The organism is Cryptosporangium phraense, assembly GCF_006912135.1.
Lineage (GTDB): Bacteria > Actinomycetota > Actinomycetes > Mycobacteriales > Cryptosporangiaceae > Cryptosporangium > Cryptosporangium phraense.
Genome location: NZ_VIRS01000010.1, coordinates 210646 through 232031 on the forward strand (window position 1 = coordinate 210646; position 21386 = coordinate 232031).

The 21386-nt window shown below is 73.1% G+C and carries 21 protein-coding genes; 11 read left to right on the top strand and 10 right to left on the bottom strand.

Going from position 1 to position 21386, the window contains the following annotated elements; all coding sequences use genetic code 11:
- Positions 1–77 precede the first annotated feature (77 nt).
- Entirely contained in the window at positions 78–743 is a 666-nt protein-coding gene (locus FL583_RS16700; protein WP_142705577.1) for a hypothetical protein, read from the bottom strand.
- Positions 744–800: 57 nt separating this feature from the next.
- Positions 801–3164: a HelD family protein gene (locus tag FL583_RS16705; protein WP_205752191.1), complete on the bottom strand. Its 2364-nt coding sequence runs from the start codon at positions 3162–3164 to the stop codon at positions 801–803.
- A 134-nt stretch (positions 3165–3298) separates the two neighbouring features.
- Here FL583_RS16705 and FL583_RS16710 point away from each other — a divergent pair, with 134 nt between their 5' ends.
- The 7 genes from FL583_RS16710 (at position 3299) to FL583_RS16740 (ending at position 9297) form a co-directional block, all read left to right on the top strand.
- On the top strand, positions 3299–4060 hold the full coding sequence (locus FL583_RS16710) for a MerR family transcriptional regulator (RefSeq protein WP_142705578.1): 762 nt from the start codon (positions 3299–3301) through the stop codon (positions 4058–4060).
- Entirely contained in the window at positions 4057–4779 is a 723-nt protein-coding gene (locus FL583_RS16715; protein ID WP_205752192.1) for a hypothetical protein, read from the top strand. The genes FL583_RS16710 and FL583_RS16715 overlap by 4 nt, the downstream gene beginning before the upstream one ends.
- Positions 4776–5120, top strand: a complete 345-nt coding sequence (locus FL583_RS40940) for a GatB/YqeY domain-containing protein (protein WP_205752193.1) — start codon at positions 4776–4778, stop codon at positions 5118–5120. The genes FL583_RS16715 and FL583_RS40940 overlap by 4 nt, the downstream gene beginning before the upstream one ends.
- Positions 5120–5956 carry a DUF3626 domain-containing protein gene (locus tag FL583_RS16725; RefSeq protein ID WP_205752194.1) on the top strand — a complete coding sequence of 279 codons (837 nt, stop codon included), beginning with the start codon at positions 5120–5122 and terminating at the stop codon, positions 5954–5956. The genes FL583_RS40940 and FL583_RS16725 overlap by 1 nt, the downstream gene beginning before the upstream one ends.
- A 112-nt stretch (positions 5957–6068) precedes the next feature.
- Positions 6069–7079, top strand: a complete 1011-nt coding sequence (locus FL583_RS16730) for a glycosyltransferase family 2 protein (protein ID WP_205752195.1) — start codon at positions 6069–6071, stop codon at positions 7077–7079.
- Positions 7076–8548 (top strand): O-antigen ligase family protein, encoded by a 1473-nt coding sequence (locus FL583_RS16735; protein WP_142705581.1) that lies wholly within the window; start codon positions 7076–7078, stop codon positions 8546–8548. Before FL583_RS16730 ends, FL583_RS16735 begins: the two co-directional genes overlap by 4 nt.
- Positions 8549–8646: 98 nt before the next feature.
- Complete coding sequence (locus tag FL583_RS16740; RefSeq protein ID WP_142705582.1) at positions 8647–9297, top strand: IS982 family transposase; 651 nt, start codon at positions 8647–8649, stop codon at positions 9295–9297.
- Positions 9298–9314: 17 nt separating this feature from the next.
- Here the strand turns inward: FL583_RS16740 and FL583_RS16745 are convergent, their stop codons facing one another.
- Complete coding sequence (locus FL583_RS16745; protein ID WP_205752196.1) at positions 9315–10385, bottom strand: radical SAM protein; 1071 nt, start codon at positions 10383–10385, stop codon at positions 9315–9317.
- Positions 10349–11182 carry an isocitrate lyase/PEP mutase family protein gene (locus FL583_RS16750; protein WP_240746714.1) on the bottom strand — a complete coding sequence of 278 codons (834 nt, stop codon included), beginning with the start codon at positions 11180–11182 and terminating at the stop codon, positions 10349–10351. The genes FL583_RS16745 and FL583_RS16750 overlap by 37 nt, the downstream gene beginning before the upstream one ends.
- 125 nt (positions 11183–11307) lie before the next feature.
- On the opposite strand from FL583_RS16750, the gene FL583_RS16755 reads away from it, so the two are divergent.
- The gene (locus FL583_RS16755; protein ID WP_142705584.1) at positions 11308–11787 is read left to right on the top strand and encodes a MaoC/PaaZ C-terminal domain-containing protein; all 480 of its coding nucleotides are present in this window, start codon (positions 11308–11310) and stop codon (positions 11785–11787) included.
- Between the two features lie 211 nt (positions 11788–11998).
- On the opposite strand, the gene FL583_RS16760 is transcribed toward FL583_RS16755, so the two are convergent.
- A complete protein-coding gene (locus FL583_RS16760; protein WP_142705585.1) occupies positions 11999–12445 on the bottom strand; it encodes a winged helix-turn-helix transcriptional regulator in 447 nt (148 codons plus the stop codon).
- 23 nt (positions 12446–12468) lie between these two features.
- Between FL583_RS16760 and FL583_RS16765 the strand changes: the two genes are divergently transcribed.
- Positions 12469–13626 (top strand): CaiB/BaiF CoA transferase family protein, encoded by a 1158-nt coding sequence (locus FL583_RS16765; protein ID WP_142705586.1) that lies wholly within the window; start codon positions 12469–12471, stop codon positions 13624–13626.
- Here the strand turns inward: FL583_RS16765 and FL583_RS16770 are convergent.
- Genes FL583_RS16770 through sigK form a run of 5 tightly spaced genes read right to left on the bottom strand, consistent with a single transcriptional unit; the run spans position 13623 to position 18786 of the window.
- The gene (locus tag FL583_RS16770) at positions 13623–15032 is read right to left on the bottom strand and encodes a GGDEF domain-containing protein (protein ID WP_142705587.1); all 1410 of its coding nucleotides are present in this window, start codon (positions 15030–15032) and stop codon (positions 13623–13625) included. The two genes, FL583_RS16765 and FL583_RS16770, sit on opposite strands and share 4 nt — an antisense overlap.
- A 57-nt stretch (positions 15033–15089) precedes the next feature.
- Positions 15090–16448, bottom strand: coding sequence for a pyridoxal phosphate-dependent decarboxylase family protein (locus FL583_RS16775; protein ID WP_205752197.1), 1359 nt, complete (start codon positions 16446–16448; stop codon positions 15090–15092).
- Between the two features lie 8 nt (positions 16449–16456).
- On the bottom strand, positions 16457–17437 hold the full coding sequence (locus FL583_RS16780) for a DUF3500 domain-containing protein (protein ID WP_420843148.1): 981 nt from the start codon (positions 17435–17437) through the stop codon (positions 16457–16459).
- 21 nt (positions 17438–17458) lie between these two features.
- Entirely contained in the window at positions 17459–18202 is a 744-nt protein-coding gene (locus tag FL583_RS16785) for an anti-sigma factor (protein WP_142705588.1), read from the bottom strand.
- Positions 18199–18786 (bottom strand): ECF RNA polymerase sigma factor SigK, encoded by a 588-nt coding sequence (gene sigK / locus FL583_RS16790; RefSeq protein WP_142705589.1) that lies wholly within the window; start codon positions 18784–18786, stop codon positions 18199–18201. The genes FL583_RS16785 and sigK overlap by 4 nt, the downstream gene beginning before the upstream one ends.
- Before the next feature lie 162 nt (positions 18787–18948).
- On the opposite strand from sigK, the gene FL583_RS16795 reads away from it, so the two are divergent.
- Both FL583_RS16795 and FL583_RS16800 read left to right on the top strand, forming a co-directional pair.
- Positions 18949–20595: a molybdopterin-dependent oxidoreductase gene (locus tag FL583_RS16795; RefSeq protein WP_142705590.1), complete on the top strand. Its 1647-nt coding sequence runs from the start codon at positions 18949–18951 to the stop codon at positions 20593–20595.
- Between the two features lie 20 nt (positions 20596–20615).
- A complete protein-coding gene (locus FL583_RS16800) occupies positions 20616–21263 on the top strand; it encodes a fasciclin domain-containing protein (protein WP_420843150.1) in 648 nt (215 codons plus the stop codon).
- Positions 21264–21386 lie beyond the last annotated feature (123 nt).

Genomic DNA, 21386 nt, shown 5'->3' on the forward strand with positions numbered 1-21386 from the left:
CGTCGCCCACCGTTCAATGAGCGCGTGCTGATCCTGAGTGCCCCGGGACGCTCGACGGCGTCCCGGGGCTCACGGGCTCAGCGCGGCGCGACGTCCGCCTCGGGGTGGAACGGGAGCGGACGGTTCGCGATCAGGCCGCGCCGCGGGTGCCACCGGAACGTCCGGTGCACGGTCACCCCGCGCTTCCCCCGCACCCACTGCGTCACGTCGACCGCGCCGGTCCGGACGCGAATGTCCAGCACCGCCCACTTCGCGCTGGCCGCGAAGTCCGCCGACGTCACGTAGTCCCGCACGAACGGCCGGAAGCTGTAGTGCGTGCGGTACAGGTGCTTCCCCGTGAAGCTGTACACGTAGTAGTAGTTGAACCCGACGTCGGTGCCGGTCTTCGAGCAGGCGAACTCCACCAGCTGGTCCACCGACCCGTCCCGGTTCACGTCGGCGAACCCGAGTCCGCGGACCTCGTACGTGAAGCGGCCCCTGGTCGCGCTGCCCCAGCTCGTGTCGTCCAGCCCGATCGGCGCGAACGTCAGCCGCCCGCCGCCGCAGCGACTGCCGTCGGGCAGCCGGGCCGCGGTCCACGGCACATCGAGCGTCGCGGAGTTCCAGTGGAAGTTCGTGGGCCGCGACGAGCTGGAGAGCGGCGGCTGAGGCGAGGCCGCCGCCGGGGCCGCGACCGCGCCGAGCGACGCCGCCACGACCACGAGCACGACCGCCAACCGGGCGCGCAGTGTCCTGAGTGCCATGTGAACTGATCCCCGTTCTCACCGGCCGGTCCGGTGGTGAAGCGAGGGTGCGCACGGTCACAGTCCATCTGCCACCTGTGGTCCGCTTGCCGACAGCGGTGCAACAGCGTCTGTGCTCGCTGCGTCGAGGGCGTCCGGCAACGGCCGGGAGTGCAGCACGACCAGGCTCGCCACGGCCCTGGTCAGCACCACGTACAGCCGGTTGAGCCCGCGCGGCTCGGCCGCGACGATGTCGGCCGGCTCGACGACGATCACGTGGTCGTACTCGAGCCCCTTGACCAGGCTCGCGGGCACGACGTCGACCCCCGGGGCGGTGAAACCGTCGGCCGCGACGACCGCGACCGTTCCGTCGCCCTTCGCCGCGCGCAGCGCGTCGGCCAGCGCACGGTGCAGGTCATCGACGGACCGGACCAACAGCGTGCCGCCCGGGCGGTACGACCGGGTCGGCGGGACGCCGGGCGGGAGCAGCCGCGCGGCGTAGTCCGCGATGACCCGCGGGACGCGGTAGCCGGTGCGCAGCTCCAGGGTCCGGACCTCGCGCCGGCCAAGCCGCCGGATCAGCTCCGGCCAGGACCCGGAGGCCAGCGGATGGGTCGCCTGGCCGAGGTCGCCGACGACGGTCATCGAGGCGTACTCGGCCCGCCGGGCGAGCATCCGGCACTCCATCGGCGAGAGGTCCTGGGCCTCGTCGAGGATCACGTGCCGGTAGGGGTCGGGCGCCGGCTCGTCGTCGTCCTCCGGGACCGGGAGCGGATCCTTCAGCTCCGGGACGTAGCCCTCCTCGCCGTAGGGATCGAACCCGTCGGTCCAGCCGACGACCGTGTGGCCCTCCCGCAGGATGACCGCGGCCGCCCACTGCTGAGCCGCGCCGAGCGCCTGGCTGTCGATCCGCTGGGCGCCGGCCGAGGCGAACGGCGTCGGATGGCCCGGCCCGTACACCTCCCAGCCGTTGTGCATCCCGTAGCTCAGCACGAACGTGGTCACGACCCGGGTTCCGGTCGTCAGTTCGCGCGCCCGCCATTCGGGCTCGGGCGCCTGCGGCGCCGCCGGTGGCTCGCCGAGGACGACGCTCAACTCGTCCACCAGGGGGACGTCGTCCAGCGACCGATCCTCGGGCGGACGGGTGGCGGCTCGGTACGTCTCGGCCAGGAGGCCGGCGTCGGCGGCCGAGAGGCCCGCCGCGGCGCCCCGGGCCGGGTCGGCGAGCCGGGCGAGCACGGCCGCGGGCTCGAGAACCGGCCACCAGGCGGCGGCGAAGCGGCGGAACTCGGTGCGCGCTCCGACCTCCTCGGCGAACGTGGCCCGGCCAACGGCCGCCCGGCCCGGAGTGACCAGCGAGCCGGCCCGGACCGCGTCGGCCCAGAGCGCCTCGGCGAGCACCTCGGCGGCGATCGGCCCGGCGCCGTTGACCGGCGTCCTCCCCGCCTCGGCCCGGGACCGGACCAGGCGACGGGCCGCGGCCAGCGCCTCGGCCCCGAGTGTCAGGACCTGACCGGCGTACACGAGCCGCAGCCGGTCGGGCGCCGACGGCGGCGCCTGCCAGGCGAGTTCACGCAGCACCGCGGCCATGCGCTCGCTGCCCTTGACCGCCCCGATCCCGGCCGGGTCACGGCGGGTCGCGGTCACCCCGTCGACGAGCTCGCCGAGCGACCGCAGGTGCACGCTGTCCTCACCCAGCGACGGGAGCACCCGCGAGATGTAGGTCGTGAACACGGTCGACGGGCCGACGACGAGGATCCGGCCCTCGGCGAACCGGCCCCGGTCGGTGTAGAGCAGGTACGCGGCCCGGTGCAGCGCGACCTGCGTCTTGCCGGTGCCGGGGCCGCCGCTGATCAGCGTGACGCCCCGGGCCGGAGCCCGGATCGCCTCGTCCTGCTCGCGCTGGATCGTCGTGACGATGTCGCGCATCTGCGGCCCGCGGGATCGCTCCAGCGCCGCCAGCAACGCGCCCTCGCCGAGAACCCGCAGGTCACCGGCACCGTCCGGCGAGAGCACGTCGTCGTCCAGATCGACGACGGCGCGGCCGCGGGAGATCAGGACCCGGCGGCGGACGACGCCGAGCGGGTCACCGGCGGTCGCGCGGTAGAACGGCGCGGCAGCCGGCGCGCGCCAGTCGATGAGCAGGGGCTCCAGCCCGTCCCGGACGCCGAGCCGGCCGATGTGGTAGCTCTCGTCGTCGGCGTAGTCGAGGCGGCCGAAGACCAGGCCCTCCTCCTCGGCGCCGAGCGTCTGCAGGCGGGTGGAGGCCGCCTGGACCAGCACGTCCCGCTCGACGAGCCCGGCCGCGGAACCGCCCGCCGCGCGTCCGTGCCCCTCCCGGTCGAGGGCTCTCGCGCGCTCCCTGGCCTCCTCGACGTGTTGGTGAACCCGGTCGACGACCTGTTGCTCGGCGGCGATCTCCTGCGTACGCACATCTGGCACGGTGCGAGCGTAGGTGCTGGTCAGCGCGCTGAAATCGTCTTCCGTCACGATGTGTGACGGGTTGACGCGGCCATATGATGAAAGTGGCGAGAGGGTGTTGACCTTGTCGCGGCGTCAACGTTTCTACTGGTCTCATGCGTATCGGAGAGCTGGCGAGCCTGGTCGGCGTCACGACCCGGGCCGTCCGGCATTATCACCGCATCGGGCTGCTCGCCGAGCCGGTGCGGCAGCCGAACGGGTACCGCGAGTACTCGCTGCGCGACGCCGTCGAGCTGGCCCGGATCCGGCGCCTGTCCGAGCTCGGGCTGAGCCTCGACGAGGTGGGCGACGTCCTGGCCGAGGATGCCGGGCGGGATCTCGTCGACGTGCTCGAAGAGCTGGACGCGGACCTCGCGCGCCAGGAGGAGGCGATCCGGCAGCGCCGGGCGCGGCTGGCGCAGCTGCTGGCGCTGGACGGCCTGTCGGCCGAGGCGCCGGTCTCGCCGGAGCTGGCCGCGGTGTTCGCGGAGATGGCGCGGACGGCGGCGTCGCGGCCGGGGCCGGAGCCGGCGATGGCGGCCAGGGAGCGCGAGTTGCTCGCTCTGCTCGAGACCGGCGCGCCGGCCGAGCACCAGGAGTGGGCGGCCGGGCTGCAACAGGCGTTGAGCGCGTCGCCGCAGGCGATGGAGCGGGCGTACGCGGTGTACGGGCTGCTGGACGCGCTGGCGTCGGCCGACGTGGACGATCCGCGGGTGGAGGAGGCGGCGGTGGCGATCGCCGAGTCGATGCCGGCCGAGCTGCTCGGCGACTCGTCGTCGCTGGACCACGGGTTTGCCCGGGTGCTTCTCGCGGATTTCGCACCGGCCCAGGTGGCTGCCGTGCGTCGGGCGTTGGAGCTGTTGGGAGGGCGATCATGATCGGGCGGCTGATCCGGCACGAGTTCGCGCTCGGGACGAGTTTCCTGCGGTGGGTCGCCCGGCGGGGGCCGCACGGGGTGCGGTCCGGTGACGTCGTGGTGCCGTACGCGTCCGGGCAGGTCGCGATCATGTTCGGGCTGCTGTTCGCGTCGGTGGTCGAGACCGTGGTGCTCGCGCTGATCATCCCGTGGCCGATCGTGCACGCGATCACGCTGGGGCTCGATGTCTGGGGCGTCTACTTCGTGATCGCGCTGCACGCCTCGTGCGCGGTGCGGCCGCACGTGATCGGGGCGGACGGGTCGCTGCGGCTGCGGTACGGGGCGCTGCTCGACGTGCGGATCCCGGCGTCGTCGATCGGGGCGGTGCGGGCGCAGCGGAAGTACGTCGGGAGCCGGTTCGGCGCGGTGGACGACGAGGGCGTGGCGGCGATCGCGGTGGCCGGGGAGACGACCGTGGTCGTCGAGCTGACCGCTCCGGTGCGGTTCGTGCGGGTCCTGGGGAAGCCGGCCGAGGCCCGGGCCTTCCGCTTCTACGCCGACGACGCGGCGGCCGCGGTGGCCGCTCTGGCTGCGGCGGCCGCTCTGGCTGCGGCGGCCGCTCTGGCTGCGGCGGCCGGCGCGGCCGGCGCGGCCCGCCCGGCCGGCCCGGCCGCGCTCCGCGGGCGGGTGGGAAATGCGGTGGAGTCCGGTGGCGATTCTCCGGTTCACTCGGGGCCGTGACTACGGACGTTCGGGCCGCCCTGCAGGACGCGGTCAAGTCGGCGATGAAGTCGCGCGACCGCGCGGCCCTCTCGGTCTACCGCACCGCGCTGGCCGCGATCGCCAACGCCGAGGCGCTCCCGGTGGAGGCCGCCCCCAAGGCCGGTGCGATCGAGGCGTCGGCCGTGGGGGTGGGGGCGGTCGAGGCCCCGCGCCGGGAACTGTCCGAGGAGGACGTGGCCGCGATCGTCCGCCGCGAGGCGACCGACCGCCTGACGACGGCCTCGTCGCTGGAGAGCGCCGATCCGGACGCGGCCACCCGCCTGCGCGCCGAAGCCGCCCTGCTCGCCCGGTTCGTGTAGTGGAACCGTACGAGCGGGCGCTCGCGTACGTCCGGGGGCTGGTGGACGGGCCGCCGGTCGGGGACTTCGACGTCACCGTCCACTTCCATCCCGACCGCCCGGTCGGCGAGCTCCTGCTGCTGCGTCACCTCGTCGAGGACGGCGTCTACCGGTCGCAGTTCGAGACCGGCACCAGCAACGGCGGGCTGACCGCGCACCCCGGCGGCGACCGCTGGCAGTGGGAGCACCGGATGTTCGCCGGCGCCTACGACGACGCCCCGCCGTCGCACCGGCCGCTCTACGGCGCGCTCAACGTCCGCCGGTACCCGGTCGGTGGCGCGGTCCGCTTCGGATCCGCGCACCTCCGGCTCCGCCCGGCGGTGCTGGCCCGCACGACGTTCTGCTACCCCGACAGCGTCCTCGAACCCACGGACTTCGGCACCGCCGAGCACCTCCCGCTCGTCGCGCTGGCCGAGGCCGACGGTGCCGACGGTGCCGACGTCCTCGACGACTACATCGAGGCCCACGTCCACGGCGGGCTGAGCCTGTCCGACGACGTCGAGGCCGTCGTCCTCGACCCGTCGTACCGCACTACCGACGTCGAGGACGCGGCCGGGGAACTGCCGTGCGCGGTGGAGTGGCACGCCGGTTTCCGCCTGCCGGTGGACGAGCTGGCCCGGCACGGCGACTACCGCGGGGAGGACGTCGTCGCGGCCGGGACCGCCCTCGCGGAGGACGGGTGGCTCGACCCGCGGATCATCGGCGACGCGGCCCGGGCCGGGCGGTTCGACCCACAGACCGTGAAGCGGGTCTGGCACTGCACGGCGCGCTTCGGCTACGCCTGGCCGGAGGCCTGACGTCCCCCTGCTGTTCACCTGGCGCCCACCTTCACGTGGCGATTTCGTCCCCTTGATTCACGACGGTGACGGTGTTACCGCCAGCTCTCTGGCTCGATTGAGATTGGGCGTCGTGCGTAGTCCCCAGGTGAGTGTCGTCATCCCCACCCGCAACCGGCCCGACCTCGTTGTGCGAGCGGTCCGCAGCGCGTTGGAACAGACACTCCGGGACCTCGAGGTCATCGTCGTCGTCGACGGCCCCGATCCGTCGACCCGGGAGGCGCTCGCCCTCGTCCGGGACTCGCGGTTAAGGACGATCGAGCTGGAGGAGTCCGGGGGCGCCCAGAACGCCCGCAACGTCGGCGCCCAGCGCGCCGCGGGGGAGTGGACCGCGTTCCTCGACGACGACGACGAGTGGCTCCCGGAGAAGCTCACCCGCCAGCTGGAGGCGGCCGAGGCGTCGCCCTACGAGCTGCCGGTCGTCGCCTGCCGGTTGTACCTGCGCACCCCGCGCGCCGACACGGTGCTGCCCCGTCGTCTGCCTCGCGAGGGCGAGCCCCCGAGCGAGTACCTGACGGTCCGCCGCGGGCTCTTCCACGGCGAGGGCTTCATCCAGACGTCGACGATCATGGCGCCGACGTCGTTGCTGCGCCGCGTGCCGTTCACGCTCGGCGTGCGCCGGGCCCAGGAGCTCGACTGGAGCCTGCGCTGCCTGGAGCTCCCCGGCAGCGGTCTGGTGTACGCCGATCAACCGCTGGTCATCTGGTACGCGGACGAGAACCGGAAGCGGGTCAGCTCGGAGGCGCCGTGGCGGCAGTCGATCGAGTGGCTCAAGGAGACCCGCCAGCGCGTCACGCCCCGGGCCTACGCCGCGCTGGCGATGAGCGTCGTCGCGTCGATGGCCGCGACGAGCCGGAGCCCGCGGGTATTCTTCGGCCTGCTCGGTGAGGCGATAAAGCACGGAAGGCCCGGAGTGATCGACTTCGTCACGTATTTCCAAGTGTGGTTGCTGCCGGCCGGGCTGCGGCGGGTGCTGCGCGACCGGGCCATCGGTCGTCCGCCGGCCGTCGGCGAACCGGGTGTTCTGGGGGCGGACACCGTCGGTGAACCGCGGGGCGCGAACGGACGGGCCACGGCCCGATGATCCACACGCTCTCCGCCCGGATCGGGGCGCTGGTCGCGGCTGTCCTCGTCGTGGCGGCCGCCGTCGTCGAATACGTCCGCGTCGACAGCGTCCCCGAGGCCCTGGAGGCGGCGGTCGCCGCGGTGATCGCCCTCGCCGTCGCCTGTCTCGCGATCTCCCTTCCGGGCACGACGGCGCGCAGCGCCGTGGTCGGGGGCACGTTCGTCGCGGCCGGCATCCTGACCTGGACGTCGACCGACCGACCGATCTTCATCTGGGGCGTGCTGGCCGCCGGCGGCCTGTGTTTCCTGCTGTGGAGCCGGCCGTGGCTCGAGGGGTTGCGGCAGCTGCCGCGGGTCGGCGCGGCCTGGACCGGCATCGCGTACTGGCCGCTCGGGGTGGTCGGGGCGCTGCTGGTGGGACATTGGACGGTCGGCATCCAGCGCCTGGCCTACGCGGGCATCTTCGTGCTGGCCGCGCTGGTGCTGATCGCGATCGTGCGCGCCGGCGACCGGGATCCGAGCGTCGGCATCGCGGCCGCGGTGCTGGTCGCGATCGCGGTGCTGCTGCTGGCCGGGTCGGGGTCGCTGTTCGACTCGGTGCGTCAGATCCCGCCGGGCAGCGGCTCGGCGCAGCTGATGCGCGACCGGTTCTGGGGCGGCCTGGGCGTCTACTACCAGCCGAATGCGCTGGCCGGGCTGGCCGTGATCTCGGCGATCCGGGTCGCGCCCGACCGCGCGTTCGCGCTCTGGCAGCGGCTGTCGGTGCTGGCCGTGGCCGGGGTGCTGCTGGGGATGAGCAACTCCCGCACCGGGCTGATCTTCGCGTTCGGCGCGGCCTGCCTGCACGGCCTGCTGACGCTCTGGCGCCTGCGGCCCGACCTGCCTTCCTACCGGCGACGGTGGCTCGCGGTGCTGACGCCGTTCCTGGTGATCGGGCTGGTCGTCGTGTACTCGCAGGCGTCCGGGAAGTTGACCAGGAATCGCTTCGAGGATTCGGCGAAGCCGCCCTCGAGCACGGCGGCCGCGGTCACCAGCGGGCGGACCGACACGTGGAAGCAGGTCTGGGTCGACTGGGAGAACGCCGGTGTGGCCGAGAAGCTGTTCGGGGATGCGCGGACGTCCCGGGCGGTGGTGACCAGGCTGAACGACGGTGCGCCGGTGAACGGGCCGCGGGTGCAGTTGAACACCGACAACGCGTTCGTGGGCGCGTTCCGGCGCGGTGGGGTGTTCGGGGCGCTGGCGTTCGTCGCGGGGGTGTTGCTGCTGCTGTGGCACGCGCTGCGCCGCCGCCGGGACGGTGTCCTCCCGGCCGCGTGGTGGACGATCGGCGCGATCGCCGTGATCCCGACGATCATGAGCGAGGATTGGCTGCTCGGTGGCACTAATGGTGCGGTGTGGCTGACGCTGCTGGCCGGGGAGATCTACGTGGTGTTCCGGGCGGCGCCGCGTCGGGTGGAGGCCGAGCCGGAGCCGGCCGTCAGCGTCTAGATGAGTGATTCCTAACGGCGTGGCGGCGCGTTCTGGCCCGTGACATGCGGCGGAGGGTGCCGTTGGTCTGCGTGTGAGCCCAGACCTCGACACCCCTCCTGACCGCACTGTACGTATGGATCGACGATCGTGTGCCCCGCCGTCGCGCGACCGGACGCCCGCCGGTGCTCTCCGACGCGGAACTGCTGACCGCCGCCGTCGCGCAGGCCCTCCTGCAGGTCGTCTCCGAACGTCGCTGGCTGCGGCTGATCACCAAGCGCCTGCCCGGCATGTTCCCCGCCCTGCCCCGCCAACCCGGCTACAACAAACGCCTGCGCGCCGCCGGAGCACTGCTGACCCGCGTCATGCGTGACCTGGCCCGTGACACCACGTTCTGGCACGACGACGTGTGGCTGGCCGACTCCACTCCGGTCGGCTGCGGCACCTCCCGCGAGACCGTCCACCGCTCCGACCTAGCCGGCTACGCCCAATACGGCTACTGCGCGTCACATTCCCGCTGGTTCTGGGGCCTGCGCCTGCACCTGATCTGCACCCCGGCCGGCCTGCCGGGACAGTGGATCCTGGCCGACAAGGGCTACCAACGCCGCGAGTTCGCACACCAACTCACCGACCACGGCCTCCAGCTGCTGATCCCGGCCGGCGTCTGCGTCCGCGTCGCCCAACGCCTCCTCGCGCTGACCGCCGCGATCTGGCACAACGACCACACCGGCCAACCGGTCACCCGATCCCTGATCGCCTACGACCACTGAACTTCGGAATCACTCATCTAGAACAGCGTGGATTGGGCCGGCGGGGGTGGGGCCGCCCGCTTGCCCAGCAGCGCGAACTTGTCCTCGGTGGACTCGTCCGGGACCGGCAGGCCGTGCCGGCGCAGGGCCCGCTCGACCCGGGCCCGGACGAGCTCGCGGTAGGCCGGGGGCGTCCGCGAGCCGCGCGCGTACAGCTCCTCGTACGTGCCGACCAGGTCGGGATGCGTGCGGGCCAGCCAGCTCAGGAACAGCTCCTTGACCCCGCGGATCAGGTACAGCGGCGTCGGCAGGACGTGCGCCGCGCCGGCCTCCGCGAGCGCGCCGACCATCGCGTCGAGCTGGTCGTCGCCGTCGGTGAGGTGCGGCAGGATCGGCGCCAGGAACACGGTCGGGGCGAACCCCGCGTCGCGCATCGCCCGCAGCGTCGCCAGCCGCGCCACGGTCGGCGGCGCGCCCGGCTCCAACGTCTCGTCGAGGAACGGGATCGACAGGCCCAGCTCGACGTTCAGCCGTTCGGCCGCGGCGGCCAGCCGGTCGAGGTCGCGCCGGACGACGGCCCCCTTGGTCAGGATCGAGAACGGGATCCGGGCCCCGGCCAGCGCGTCGATCAGCGACGGCATCAGCGCGTAGCGGCCTTCGGCCCGCTGGTACGGATCCGTGCTGGTCCCGAACGCGACCCGTTCGGGCAGCACCCGCTTCGTCGCGAGTTCCCGCCGCAGCACCTCGCCGACGTTGATCTTGACGACGAGCTGCCGCTCGAAATCGGCGCCGAGATTCAGGCCGAGGTGCTCGTGCGACGGGCGCGCGAAGCAGTACGTGCAGGCGTGCGTGCAGCCCCGGTACGGGTTGATCGTCCACTCGCCGGGCAGCATCGAGGCCGTGGCCGGGACGTGGTTGAGCGCGCTCTTGGTGAGCACCTCGTGGAACGTCACGCCCTCGAACTCGGGGGTCCGGACGCTGCGGACCAGGTTGTTCAGGCCGGCCAGACCGGGCAGCGTGCCGGGCGCGATCGCGTCGACGCGCTGGCCGGCCCACCGCAGGTCGCCGTCGGTCACCGGCTGGGGAAGCCGCCGTTGATCACGGTCCACGGCTCCACCTCACTCAGTGCCTCGTAGGTGCCCTCGTGAAGGACCTCGCGGGTCGCCCGCACGACGAGCGAGTAGGCCGCGAACGCGACCGACGCCCCCAGGCTTACCCGGCGGACCCCGGCCTTCGCCAGCTCCCCGACGCTCGGCGCGCCCGGCCCGGCCATCACATTCACCGGGATCGGGGCGTCGGCCACCAGCGTCGCGATCACGTCCAGGTCGGTGAGGCCCGGCACGAAGAGCGTGTCCGCGCCCGCGTCGGCGTAGGCCCGCGCCCGGCGCAGCGTCTCGTCGTACCGGCCCTCGGGCGCGCCGATGCCGGCCAGGTACACGTCGGTCCGGGCGTTGATCTGCAGATTCGGGAGTCCGGCGGCGGCCGCCGCCTCCCGCGCGGCCCGGATCCGGGCGGCCTGCGCGCCGTCGTCGAACAGCCCGCCGTCGGGGTTCCCGCTGTCCTCGAGGTTGATCCCGACGGCCCCGGCCGCGACGACCCCGCGGGCGGTCTCGGCGACGTCGGACGGGCCCGGGCCGTACCCGCTCTCGACGTCCGCGCTCACCGGAAGGTCGACCGCCGCGGCGATGTCCCGGACGACGTCCAGGGCGGCTTCGCGGGTCAGGTGCTGCCCGTCGGGGACTCCCCGGCCCCACGACACCCCGGCGCTCGTCGTCGCGATGACGAGCGCGCCGGTGTTCGCGGTCAGGACCGCGCTCCCGACGTCCCACGCGTTCGGCAGCACGTAGGTGCCGGCCCGGTTCAGGGCGGCCAACTCGTCGGCCTTCTGCTGCTGCGTCTTGCTCACCGTGCGCCTCCTCACTTCGGCGCGACGAAAGCTAGCCGTAATTGTCGGGGGCTTCAAATAACAATGAGCGAATATGTCTGACATGGATTTATGAAGCCAGCGGAGCGGGGGTGCATTATTGGCCGGTGAGTTCCAGCGCACCCGGCCCGACCCGCCCCGACGGCCTCTGGCTGAACGATTTGTCGGTCGGCCAGACGTTTCGTAGTGACGATTACTCGCTGACCGAATCGGAGATCGTCGAATTCGCGTCCCGCTACGACCCGCAGTTGTTTCACGTGGATCCGGAACGGGCGCGAGACACGTTCTTCGGCGGGCTGGCGTCGAGCGGATGGCTGACCGCGGCCGTGACGATGCGGCTCTTCACCGAGTCGGTGCCGCTGGCCTGCGGGGTGATCGGTTCGACGATCACGCTGGCCTGGCCCACGGCCACCCGCCCCGGAGATCGCCTCCGAGCCGAGTCCAGGATCGACGAGATCACGCCGTCGTCCTCGAGGCCCGACCGCGCCGCCGTGCTGTTCTCGTACCGGACGCTCACGGCTGACGACGAGATCCGCCAGCAGACGTCCGGCCGGGTGCTGTCGTGGAACCGCCCGACCGACGCGTAGGTCCGCTGATGTCAGCCTCCGGGCACCCGGCTCGCGAGCGCCGCCGATGGCGGCCCGGCCGTTCCTGCCGTCGGCGTTGGGCGCCCTCGGGCGCGCCCAACGATGCGATGACTGCCGCCGGTGGCGCGGCGGCCGGTTATCCAGACCCTGGAGGTGTTCCTACGAGTCCGCGCGGCCCGCGCCCGGCGCGCTGCGCCCGGCGCCGGGGGCGTCAAACCGAGTAGCGGTACTCGATCTTCTCCGGGTCCACGACATCCCCCACGTCATCCACGAACGCGACCTGCACCGCCCGATCCGACCCCATCGTCCGCCCGACCTCGGTCAGAACCACCCCGCCGGCAGGCCGGTGAACCTCCCCCCACTGCTGGAGCGCCGCCAACGCCAACCGCAACTCCCTCGCCGCCGGCGTCAACGTGTACAGAAACCGCGTCCGCTGCCCCGGCTCCCGATACGGCTGCTTGACCAGCAACCCCTCCTCCACCAACTTGTTGAGACGCTGACCCAGCACATCCGGGGCCACCCCGAGAATCGCCTGGAAATCGCTGAACCGCTCGACCCCGTTCAGGGCGGCCTCGCACAGCAGACGCAAGCTCCATTTGTCGCCGATCGCGTTCAGCACCCGGCCGATCGTGCAGGATCCGCGGTCGATCGACGCCATGCCGGCCAACGTACCGTCCGGGTATGACACAACCGCTGGACGGCGTCACGGTCGTCGCGCTCGAGCAGGCCGTGGCGGCTCCGCTGGCCACCCGCCATCTGGCCGACCTCGGCGCCCGGGTGATCAAGATAGAGCGGCCCGGGCGCGGGGACTTCGCCCGGGATTACGACCACGTCGTGCACGGCACCGGCGCGCACTTCGTCTGGCTCAACCGCGGCAAGGAGTCGCTGGCCGTCGACCTGAAGACGGACGAGGGGCGGGCGATCGTCCGAAAGATCATCGACCGGGCGGACGTGTTCGTGCAGAACCTGGCCCCGGGCGCGGCCGCCCGGCTCGGGCTCGGCTCGGCCGACCTCCGGGCGGAACGCCCGGAACTGATCACGGTGAACCTCTCCGGGTACGGGACCGGCGGGCCGTTCGAGCAGCGCAAGGCCTACGACATGCTCGTGCAGGCCGAGGCCGGCCTGATCTCGATCACCGGAACCCCGGGCACGCCGGTGAAGACCGGCATCCCGACCTCGGACATCGCCGCCGGCATGTACTGCGTGCAGGCGGTACTGGCCGCGCTGGTCCGCCGGGGCCGCACCGGCGAGGGCGCCACCGTCGACGTGTCGATGCTGGAGGCGACCGTCGAGTGGATGGGGTATCCGCTGTACACGTCGATGCACACCGGCGCGCAGCCGGCCCGGATGGGCCTGAGCCACCCGGCGATCGCCCCCTACGATGCCTATCCCACCGCCGACGGGCAGATCCTGATCGGCGTCCAGAACGACTCCGGGTGGCGGACGCTGGTGACCGCGGTCCTCGACGCGCCGGAACTGGCCGACGATCCCCGGTTCGTCACCAACGTCGACCGGGTGACGCATCGCGCCGCATGCGACGCGGCGGTCGCGGACCTGACCCGCCGCTGGTCGACGGCCGAGCTGGACGACCGCCTGGCCGCGGCCGGCGTGCCGGCGGCCGAGATCCGGGAGCTCGACGACGTGGTGCACCACCCCCAGCTGCGCGAACGGAACCGCTGGCGACGGGTGGGCACCGAGCACGCCGAGGTCGACGCGCTGCTCCCCCCGGTGACGTTCGCCGACGTCGAAGCACCCATGGGCGACGTGCCCAAACTGGGCCAGCACACCCGCGCGTTACTGCGAGAGCTCGGCCTCGACGACCAAGGCCTCTTCGGCTAGCGGCTCACCACGAGGTTCCGCCCGTCGGCCTTGGCCTTGTAGAGGCGACGGTCGGCCTCCCGCAGCAGGTCGGTCGGGGCGTCGGCGACCGGGCCGTCGTCCCAGATCGCGATGCCGATCGAGATCGTGATCGGCAGCTCGACGTTGCCGGGCAGCCGGAACGGGTGGTCGGCGACCGCGCGCCGGGTCCGTTCGGCGATCGCCGCCGCGGTGTCGAGGTCGGTCGAGCCCATCAGCACCGCGAACTCCTCGCCGCCGTAGCGGGCGACCAGGTCGCCGGCCCGGACCGACGTCGTCAGGCGGTGCGCCAGCTCGCTCAGCACGGCGTCGCCGGCCTGATGCCCGTAGACGTCGTTGACCTGCTTGAAGTGATCGACGTCGAGGAGCATCACGCCGACGCTGCGGGAGCGGTCGCACTGCACGGTCAGCTCCTCCTCGAACCGCCGACGGGTCCGCAGGCCGGTCAGGCCGTCGGTCACCGCGATCCAGCGCTGTTCGATGACCAGCAACCACATCCGGGTCAGCACCAGCGACGTCAGCACCGCGCAGGCCGCGGCGATCGACGGGACGTGCAGGTCGGCACCGCGGAAGTGCTGCACGAACAGGACGCCGGGCGGCACCGCGGCCACGACCGCGAGCACGACCAGCCGCCGGCCGGTCACCGGGCGGGCCTGATCGGGCACCCGCTCGCCCAGCCGGGCCATCGACGGGTGCAGCGCCGCGGCCGCGATCAGCGGGCCGGCCAGCATGAACACGGTGTTCCAGAGGTCGGACACCGACGCCTCACCGGACACCGTCAGCGTCGAGTACAGGACGTCGGCGGTCAGGTACACCAGGAACATGCCGCCGAGCAGGTACATCGCCGGGCTGCGCTCGCGGGCCCCGACCCAGATGCGCAGTCCGAGGGAGATCGTGAGCAGCTCCATCGCTGGGTAGGCGATCGTGGTGCCGGTGGTCCAGCCGCGCTGGTCACCGGCCGCGAGCTGGGGCGAGACCAGGAAGACCCAGGACGTCAGCGCGAGCGCGACCGCGACGATCGAGAGGTCGAGCCAGGTGGCCGCGTCCCGGCCCGGGTGCCGGCGGCGGGCCCACAGCAGCAGCGCCAGCAGATGCAGCGGATAGCGCGGGAGGAACAGCAGGCCGGCCGCATCGATGAGGCCCCCGACCGTGACCGCGACGTCGCCGGCGACCTGGCAGGCGCAGACCGCGATCAGGCACAGCCAGGGCGCGAGGAACCGCGGCCGGTAGAGCACGAGACCGGCCACGATGCCGACTATCCCGATCGCGTCCGCGATCGCGAAGCTGAGCAGGCCGAGCGTCGAGAGGTCGTCGCCGTTGAGGTACGGAATCAGGAGCACAGGCACGGCGAACAACGGCGCGCCGACGATCAGACGCCTTCTCACCATGGCCGCTCCCGCCCCGTCACGACATCCATCGTCGGGCCGGCCGCCGAGTTGAGCGTTCTAGGCGAGCAACGCCCGGATCCGTTCGTGCAGGTCCGGTACCTGATCCTCGATCTCCGGCTTCATGAGGACGCTGCGCAGGATCCGGGCCTGCGGCACGTCGGCCTCGGGCCGGTGCCCGCGGGCGGCGATGCCCGCGGCGTCGGCCGTGTACGTCGCGACGAACACCGCCTCGTCGGGGGGCAGCCGCATACCGCGATCCAACACCCTCGCGCTGGCCGCATCGATACGCGAAAGACTGCCGAGGGCCGGGAAGTACGTGAGGATGTCGAGCTGCGGCGGCTGGTACACGGTGAGCTCCTCGCTCGCCGCGATCAGCCCGGCCCAGGCCAGCGCGGCCCGCCGGCCCGGCCGGAGTGCGGCTCCCAGCCCGTCCGGAGTGAGCGGAAGCAACCGCAGCGTGAGCCAGAGCGCGGCCGCGGCCGCGCCGGCCCGCGAGCACTCCAGCGAGATCTCACCCAGGTGCAGGTCGTCGGAGGTGAAGTAGGTGTACGGGGAGTCGTGCCGGTAGTGCCGGACCACCGCGGGGTCGCGGAACAGGACCGCGCCGCACCCGTAGGGCTGCAGGCCGTGCTTGTGCGGGTCGATGACGACCGAGTCACAGTCGCCGATGGCGACGAACGGCGCCGCCGCCACCCCGTCCGGGGTGTCGTCCGCGATCAGCCGGAAGAACCCGCCGTAGGCCGCGTCCACGTGTATGCGGACGCCGTACCGGCGGCCCAGTGCGACGATCTCGTGAACCGGATCGACGGCGCCGAGCCCGGTCGTGCCGGTGGTCGCGACGACCGTGCCGATGCGCCCGGTGCGCAGTTCGGTCTCGAGCGCGTCCAGGTCCATGGTCCCGTCCGCGGTGGTCGGAACGGCCACCATCTCGACGCCGAGCACGTGGCCCATCCGCCCGTGGGTGTAGTGGGCGTCGGTGCTGTACGCGATCGCCTTGCCGGGGTGGGTCTCCCGGGCCACGAACAGCGCCTCGAGGTTGGCGATCGTCCCGCTGCTGGTCAGGTGCCCGACGTGGGGGTCGAGCCCGAACATCGCGGCCAGCTCGGCCACGACCTCCTTCTCCATCTGCGCGGTGGCCGGGCCGCCGTCCAGCGCGTGGTTGTTGGGGTTGATCAGCATCGCGCTGACGTACCCGACGACCGCGGCCGGGTGCGGCGGCTTGAGCATCTGCCCGATGTAGCGGGGGTGGAAGAACGGGTAGTTGTCGCGGAGCCGTTCGTGGAGGCGGTCGGTCGCGGCCTTCATGTCCTCCGCGGTCACGTCCAGCGACGGATGCGGACGGTACGGGCCGAACTCGGCCTGCCAGTCGGCGATCCGGTCGGCCGCGAGCTGCAGATACGTCCCGAGATCGGGCACGGCCCCTCCTAGTGGTACGTCGCCCGGTGGCGGGCGAGCACGTCGTCGCCGAAGTCGCCCTCGGGGTCGCGCCAGACCGAGTGGATGTGGCTGGCGTCCCGCTGGGTGTTGTCGTACTCGACGAGTAAGCGGGGCCCCTGGAGCCGGTAGTAGTGCGGCTGCCCGGCCTCGAGGCCGCCGGCCCAGGCGAAGTGCACGGCGCCGAGGCGGTCGCCGGCGTACTTGGCCGCTTCGCGATCGGCCAGCGCCTCCGGGATGCGCCCGAGGTAGACGTCGAGCAGGGCGCGCAGCCGCTCGCGCTGGGCTCCGTCGAGGTCGGTGGCGGGCAGGCCGGCCAGCTCCACCCGGGCGCGGGGGTCTTCGCCGCTGAGGATGTCGTCCGGGGCGTGCGGGCCGAGGACGGCGTGCGCCCGCTGCTCCGCGTCCAGCGAGTGCACGAGGCCCCGGGCCAGGTCCTCGGCGGCGCCCAGCGGCCGTAGCAGGTGCCCGCCGAGCAGCGGCGACGACGCCGGGTTGGCCCCGAGGAAGCACGGCGAGCTGGCCTGCACCTCCCCGTCGACGACCAGGTGGTGGACGGAGAGGTGGTGGCCACCGAAGCGCCAGGCCCAGGGCCCGTCGCCGGCCGGGTCGCCGAAGACCCGGGCCCAGTAGAGCAGCGGGTCGCGCCCGCGCTCGCGGTTCGCCCGCACCCGCCAGCCCTCGTCGTGGTCCAGGACGTTCTCCAGGCCGATCACCGTCGCCGCGGTGACGTACCCGGCCCGGGACAGCCCGGTCGCGAGCAGCTGGTGCGCGAGGCTCTGCTGGGCCGGGCGCATCCGGCCCAGGGGCAGGCCACCGTGGTCGACCGGCGTGTAGTACCAGCGGTGACGCTCGTCCTCCGACGGCCACGGCAGCATCGCGTCGGCCCGCTGGGCGTCGTCGAGACTGGTCAGCCAACGCTCGGCGGCGGCGGCCATGCGGGCGGCGATGCTCCGGGCGGACACGGGCACCAGGCTACGGCCCGCGTCCGGTCAGGCCATCGCCACGGCCGCGAAGACGTTCGACGGGGTCCGCGAGCCGCCGGCCCGCTCGACGCTGACCGCGACCCGGTCGGTGGCCCCGAGGTCGCGGACGACCAGCGTGCCCTCCCGGCTGCCCACCGGGAGCGCCCCGAGCGACTCCGGGGTTCCGCCGGCCAGGCGCCACAGCTGGTAGGTCCGGTCCGCCGGGACGTCCCCGAGGCCGCCGAACGTGACCACCGCGGTCCGCTGCGACGGCGAGTAGACCGCGGTCAGCCGCCCGGAGGGCACGTCGGGCGCGACCCGGAGCCGGGCGTCGGCGGCGGCGAGCACCGCGCGCATCGTCGCGTTCTCCTGCTCGGCCGCCACCACCCGCGCGTGTTCGTCGGCGATCCGGTCCTGCTGGGCCCACCAGGTGCCACCGACCGAGCCCCCGAGCACGACGGCCGCGGCCCCGGCCACCAGGCCCCGTCTCCAGCGCGCGGCCGCCGGGTTCGCCCGGGCCGCCGGGCGGCCGTGCTGCTGCGGGGTGCGACGGGCCGAGGCCAGGACCCGGCCGCGGAGGTCCGCCGGAGGGGTCGCACGCTCCGCGCTCCCGAGACGGGCGGTGGTGGCGACGAGCTCGGCCGCCTCGTCCGCGCAGGTCGGGCAGATCCGGAGATGCCTCTCGACGGTTGCGCGTTCGACGTCGTCGAGCGCGTTCAGCGCGTAGACGCCGAGGAGCTGGTCGAGGTGGCCGTTCAGGTTCGAGGTCATCGGGACACTCCGAGGCAGTCGCGCAGCCGGATGAGGGCGTCCCGCATCCGGGTCTTGACGGTGGGCAGGGGCAGGTCGAGGCTCTCGGCCACCTCGCGGTAGCTGCGGCCGCCGTAGTAGGCCAGCTCGATGGCCTCGCGTTGCACGTCGGTCAGGCCGCGGAGGCAGCGGAGCACCTGCTGACGTTCGAGCCGGCCGTCGACGGTCTCGGCGACCACGTCGTAGTCCGGGGTCTGCGCCGACGCGTCGCGGTGGTCGCGGGCGGCCGCGGCCTGGGTGCTGCGCACCCAGTCGACCGCCCGGCGGTGGGCCAGCGTCAGGATCCAGTTCGACGCCGACCCGCGCGCCGGATCGAACCGGGGTGAGGTGCGCCAGATCTCGACGAGGACCTCCTGGGTGACCTCCTCGGCCTGGGCCGGGTCGCGGACCACGCGGAGCACCAGCCCGTACACGCGGGGAGAAACCGCGTCGTAGAGGTTCTCGAACGCCGTGTCGTCACCCCGTCCGGCCTGCGTGAGCAGCGCGGCGACGTCGTCGCGCGGCGCCTCCGCGGGTTCGGCCGCCGACCTTCTCGAGCGGTTCATCCGGCCGGGCCTCCTCGGGGCTGAACAGTGCGGTCACCGGTAATTCGGAGCGGTAAGCCCGGCGGATTGGTCATCGGGGCCGTGAGCCGACATCCCGGCCATCCGTTCAAAGATTTCCCCGGATCGACCAATCCGGTCGCACGGTCGCTCCGAATCCCTGCTGTGACACGGACTGAGCGACTCGGATACGGCGCCCTGATCGGGGTGGCCGCGGCCGGGGCTGCCCTCGGGGTGGCCGAACCGGTCGCGGCGCTCGTCGGTCGCGGGTCGTCGCCCGTGGTCGCCGTGGGGCTGGCCGTGATCGACGCGGTTCCGCGGCCGGTCAAGGACTTCGGCATCCGGACGTTCGGTCAGCACGACAAGGAGGCCCTGCTCGCCGGGGTGTTCGTGCTGCTGGCCCTGTTCGCGGTCGGGGTCGGGGTGGCGGCGCTGTCCCGGCGGTGGATCGGCGTGGGTGGGGTCGTCGTGTTCGGGGCGCTCGGGGCGGTGGCGGCGCTGAGCCGGCCGGCGGCGAGCGTGGTCTCGGCCGTGCCGTCGGTGCTCGGCACGGTGGCCGCGGTCGGCGTGATCGTGTTCCTACTGCGGGCGGTGCCCCGCCCGGCGGCTTCGGCAGGAGTTCCGGCTGCGGCGGCCGGCGCGGCCCGGCCCGCGCCCCGCCATCGGAGCCGGCCCCGGGCCCGGCTCCAGGACCAGCCTCAGGACCGGGCGTCGGCGCGCGACACGCCGCCGGTGCGCCGGCCCGGGCTGGATCGGCGGGGGTTTCTGGCCGTCACCACCTCGGTGGTGGCCGCGTCGGCCGCGCTCGGCGGAGTGGGCCGGTTCCTGACCAGCCTGCGTGACGTCGGCGCCGAGCGCCGCGGCATCACGCTCCCGGCCCCGGCCGACCCCGCGCCCGCCCTGCCGGCCGGCGCCGACCTGAAACTCCCCGACCTGACGCCGTTCTTGACGCCGCCGCGCGACTTCTACCGGGTCGACACCGCACTCGTCGTCCCGCAGGTGTCGATCGACGAGTACCGGCTCCGGATCCACGGCCGGGTGCGCCACCCGCTGACCCTCACCTACCAGGACCTGCTGGAGCGGGACCTGATCGAGCGGGTGATCACGCTGTCCTGCGTCTCCAACGAGGTCGGCGGCGACCTGGCCGGAACCGCCCGCTGGCTCGGCGTCCGCCTGAAGGACCTGCTGGACGAGGCCGGGCCGGCCGACGACGCCGATCAACTCCTGAGCACCTCGGTCGACGGGTGGACCTGCGGGACCCCGACGGCCGTCGTCCGGGACGGACGGGACGCGATGCTGGCGGTCGGCATGAACGGCGAACCGCTGCCGCTCCAGCGGGGGTATCCCGTCCGCATGCTCGTGCCCGGTCTCTACGGGTACGTGTCGGCCACCAAATGGCTGGTCGACCTGGAGCTCACCCGCTTCTCCGACGTCGCGCCCTACTGGGTGAAGCGCGGCTGGAAGCGGGAGGCCCCGATCAAGACCTTCTCCCGGATCGACACCCCGCGGCCCCTGGCGAACGCCACGGCCGGACGCCTCGCGGTGGCCGGTGTGGCCTGGGCCCAGCACCGCGGCGTCGAGAAGGTCGAAGTTCGCGTGGACGGCGGCGCCTGGAACGCCGCCGACCTCGCAGCGGTCCCGTCCGTCGACACCTGGCGCCAGTGGCGCTGGGAGTGGGACGCGGACCCCGGCCGGCACACGCTCGAGGTCCGGGCGACCGACCGCACCGGCGCCACCCAGCCGGAAGCACGAGAGAAACCGTTCCCCGACGGCGCGACGGGCTGGCACTCGGTCGTCGTCACCGTCTCGTAGTTCCCATCAACCGGAAGGACATCGCCATGACGCGCATCCGTACTCGGCTACTCGGAGTCACCGCGGCCTCACTGCTCGCGCTCAGCCTGGCGGCGTGCGGCGGGAATGACTCGGACACCGCCTCCAGCAGTGCGACGTCGGCGGCCGCCCCGGCTCCGTCGGCCAGCGAGATGACCTCGTCGGCGGCCATGGACCAGCCGTTCGGTGCCGCCTGCTCGGCCGTGCCGGCCTCCGGAGCGGGCAGCTTCTCCGGCATGGCTCAGGACCCGGTGGCCACCGCGGCCAGCAACAACCCGGTGCTCTCGACGCTGGTGACCGCCGTGAAGACGGCCGGTCTGGTCGACACGCTGAACGGGGCCAAGAACATCACGGTGTTCGCGCCGACCAACGACGCGTTCGCCAAGATCCCGCCGGCTCAGCTCAAGGCCGTGCTGGCCGACAAGGACATGCTGACGAAGATCCTGACCTACCACGTGATCGGCCAGAAGGTGACGCCCGACCAGCTCGGCACGGCCGGCCCGTTCAAGTCGCTGCAGGGTGGCGACGTGACGGTCAGCGGGAGTGGTGAGGACTTCACGGTGAACGGCGACTCGAAGGTCGTGTGCGGGAACGTGCAGACCGCGAACGCGACGGTGTACCTCGTCGACACGGTTCTGATGCCCAAGTGATCGCCCGGGACGGCGCCCTGCCCGAACGGGCGGGGCGCCGTCCCGTTCCTGGCGCGCCGGGCGGCGGCCCGGGACGGTGGGCGCAGTGGTCCTTTCTCGTCAGTGAGCCGCCGCTCATCTCCT

What these genes read in the sequence shown, in the direction of transcription:
- FL583_RS16785 (WP_142705588.1), bottom strand. Translation starts at nt 18,202, where the DNA reads ATGACCTCGAACCTGAACGGCCACCTCGACCAGCTCCTCGGCGTCTAC.
- FL583_RS16770 (WP_142705587.1), bottom strand. Translation starts at nt 15,032, where the DNA reads ATGGTGAGAAGGCGTCTGATCGTCGGCGCGCCGTTGTTCGCCGTGCCT.
- FL583_RS16700 (WP_142705577.1), bottom strand. Translation starts at nt 743, where the DNA reads ATGGCACTCAGGACACTGCGCGCCCGGTTGGCGGTCGTGCTCGTGGTC.
- FL583_RS16710 (WP_142705578.1), top strand. Translation starts at nt 3,299, where the DNA reads ATGCGTATCGGAGAGCTGGCGAGCCTGGTCGGCGTCACGACCCGGGCC.
- FL583_RS16760 (WP_142705585.1), bottom strand. Translation starts at nt 12,445, where the DNA reads ATGGCGTCGATCGACCGCGGATCCTGCACGATCGGCCGGGTGCTGAAC.
- FL583_RS16735 (WP_142705581.1), top strand. Translation starts at nt 7,076, where the DNA reads ATGATCCACACGCTCTCCGCCCGGATCGGGGCGCTGGTCGCGGCTGTC.
- sigK (WP_142705589.1), bottom strand. Translation starts at nt 18,786, where the DNA reads ATGAACCGCTCGAGAAGGTCGGCGGCCGAACCCGCGGAGGCGCCGCGC.
- FL583_RS16765 (WP_142705586.1), top strand. Translation starts at nt 12,469, where the DNA reads ATGACACAACCGCTGGACGGCGTCACGGTCGTCGCGCTCGAGCAGGCC.
- FL583_RS16715 (WP_205752192.1), top strand. Translation starts at nt 4,057, where the DNA reads ATGATCGGGCGGCTGATCCGGCACGAGTTCGCGCTCGGGACGAGTTTC.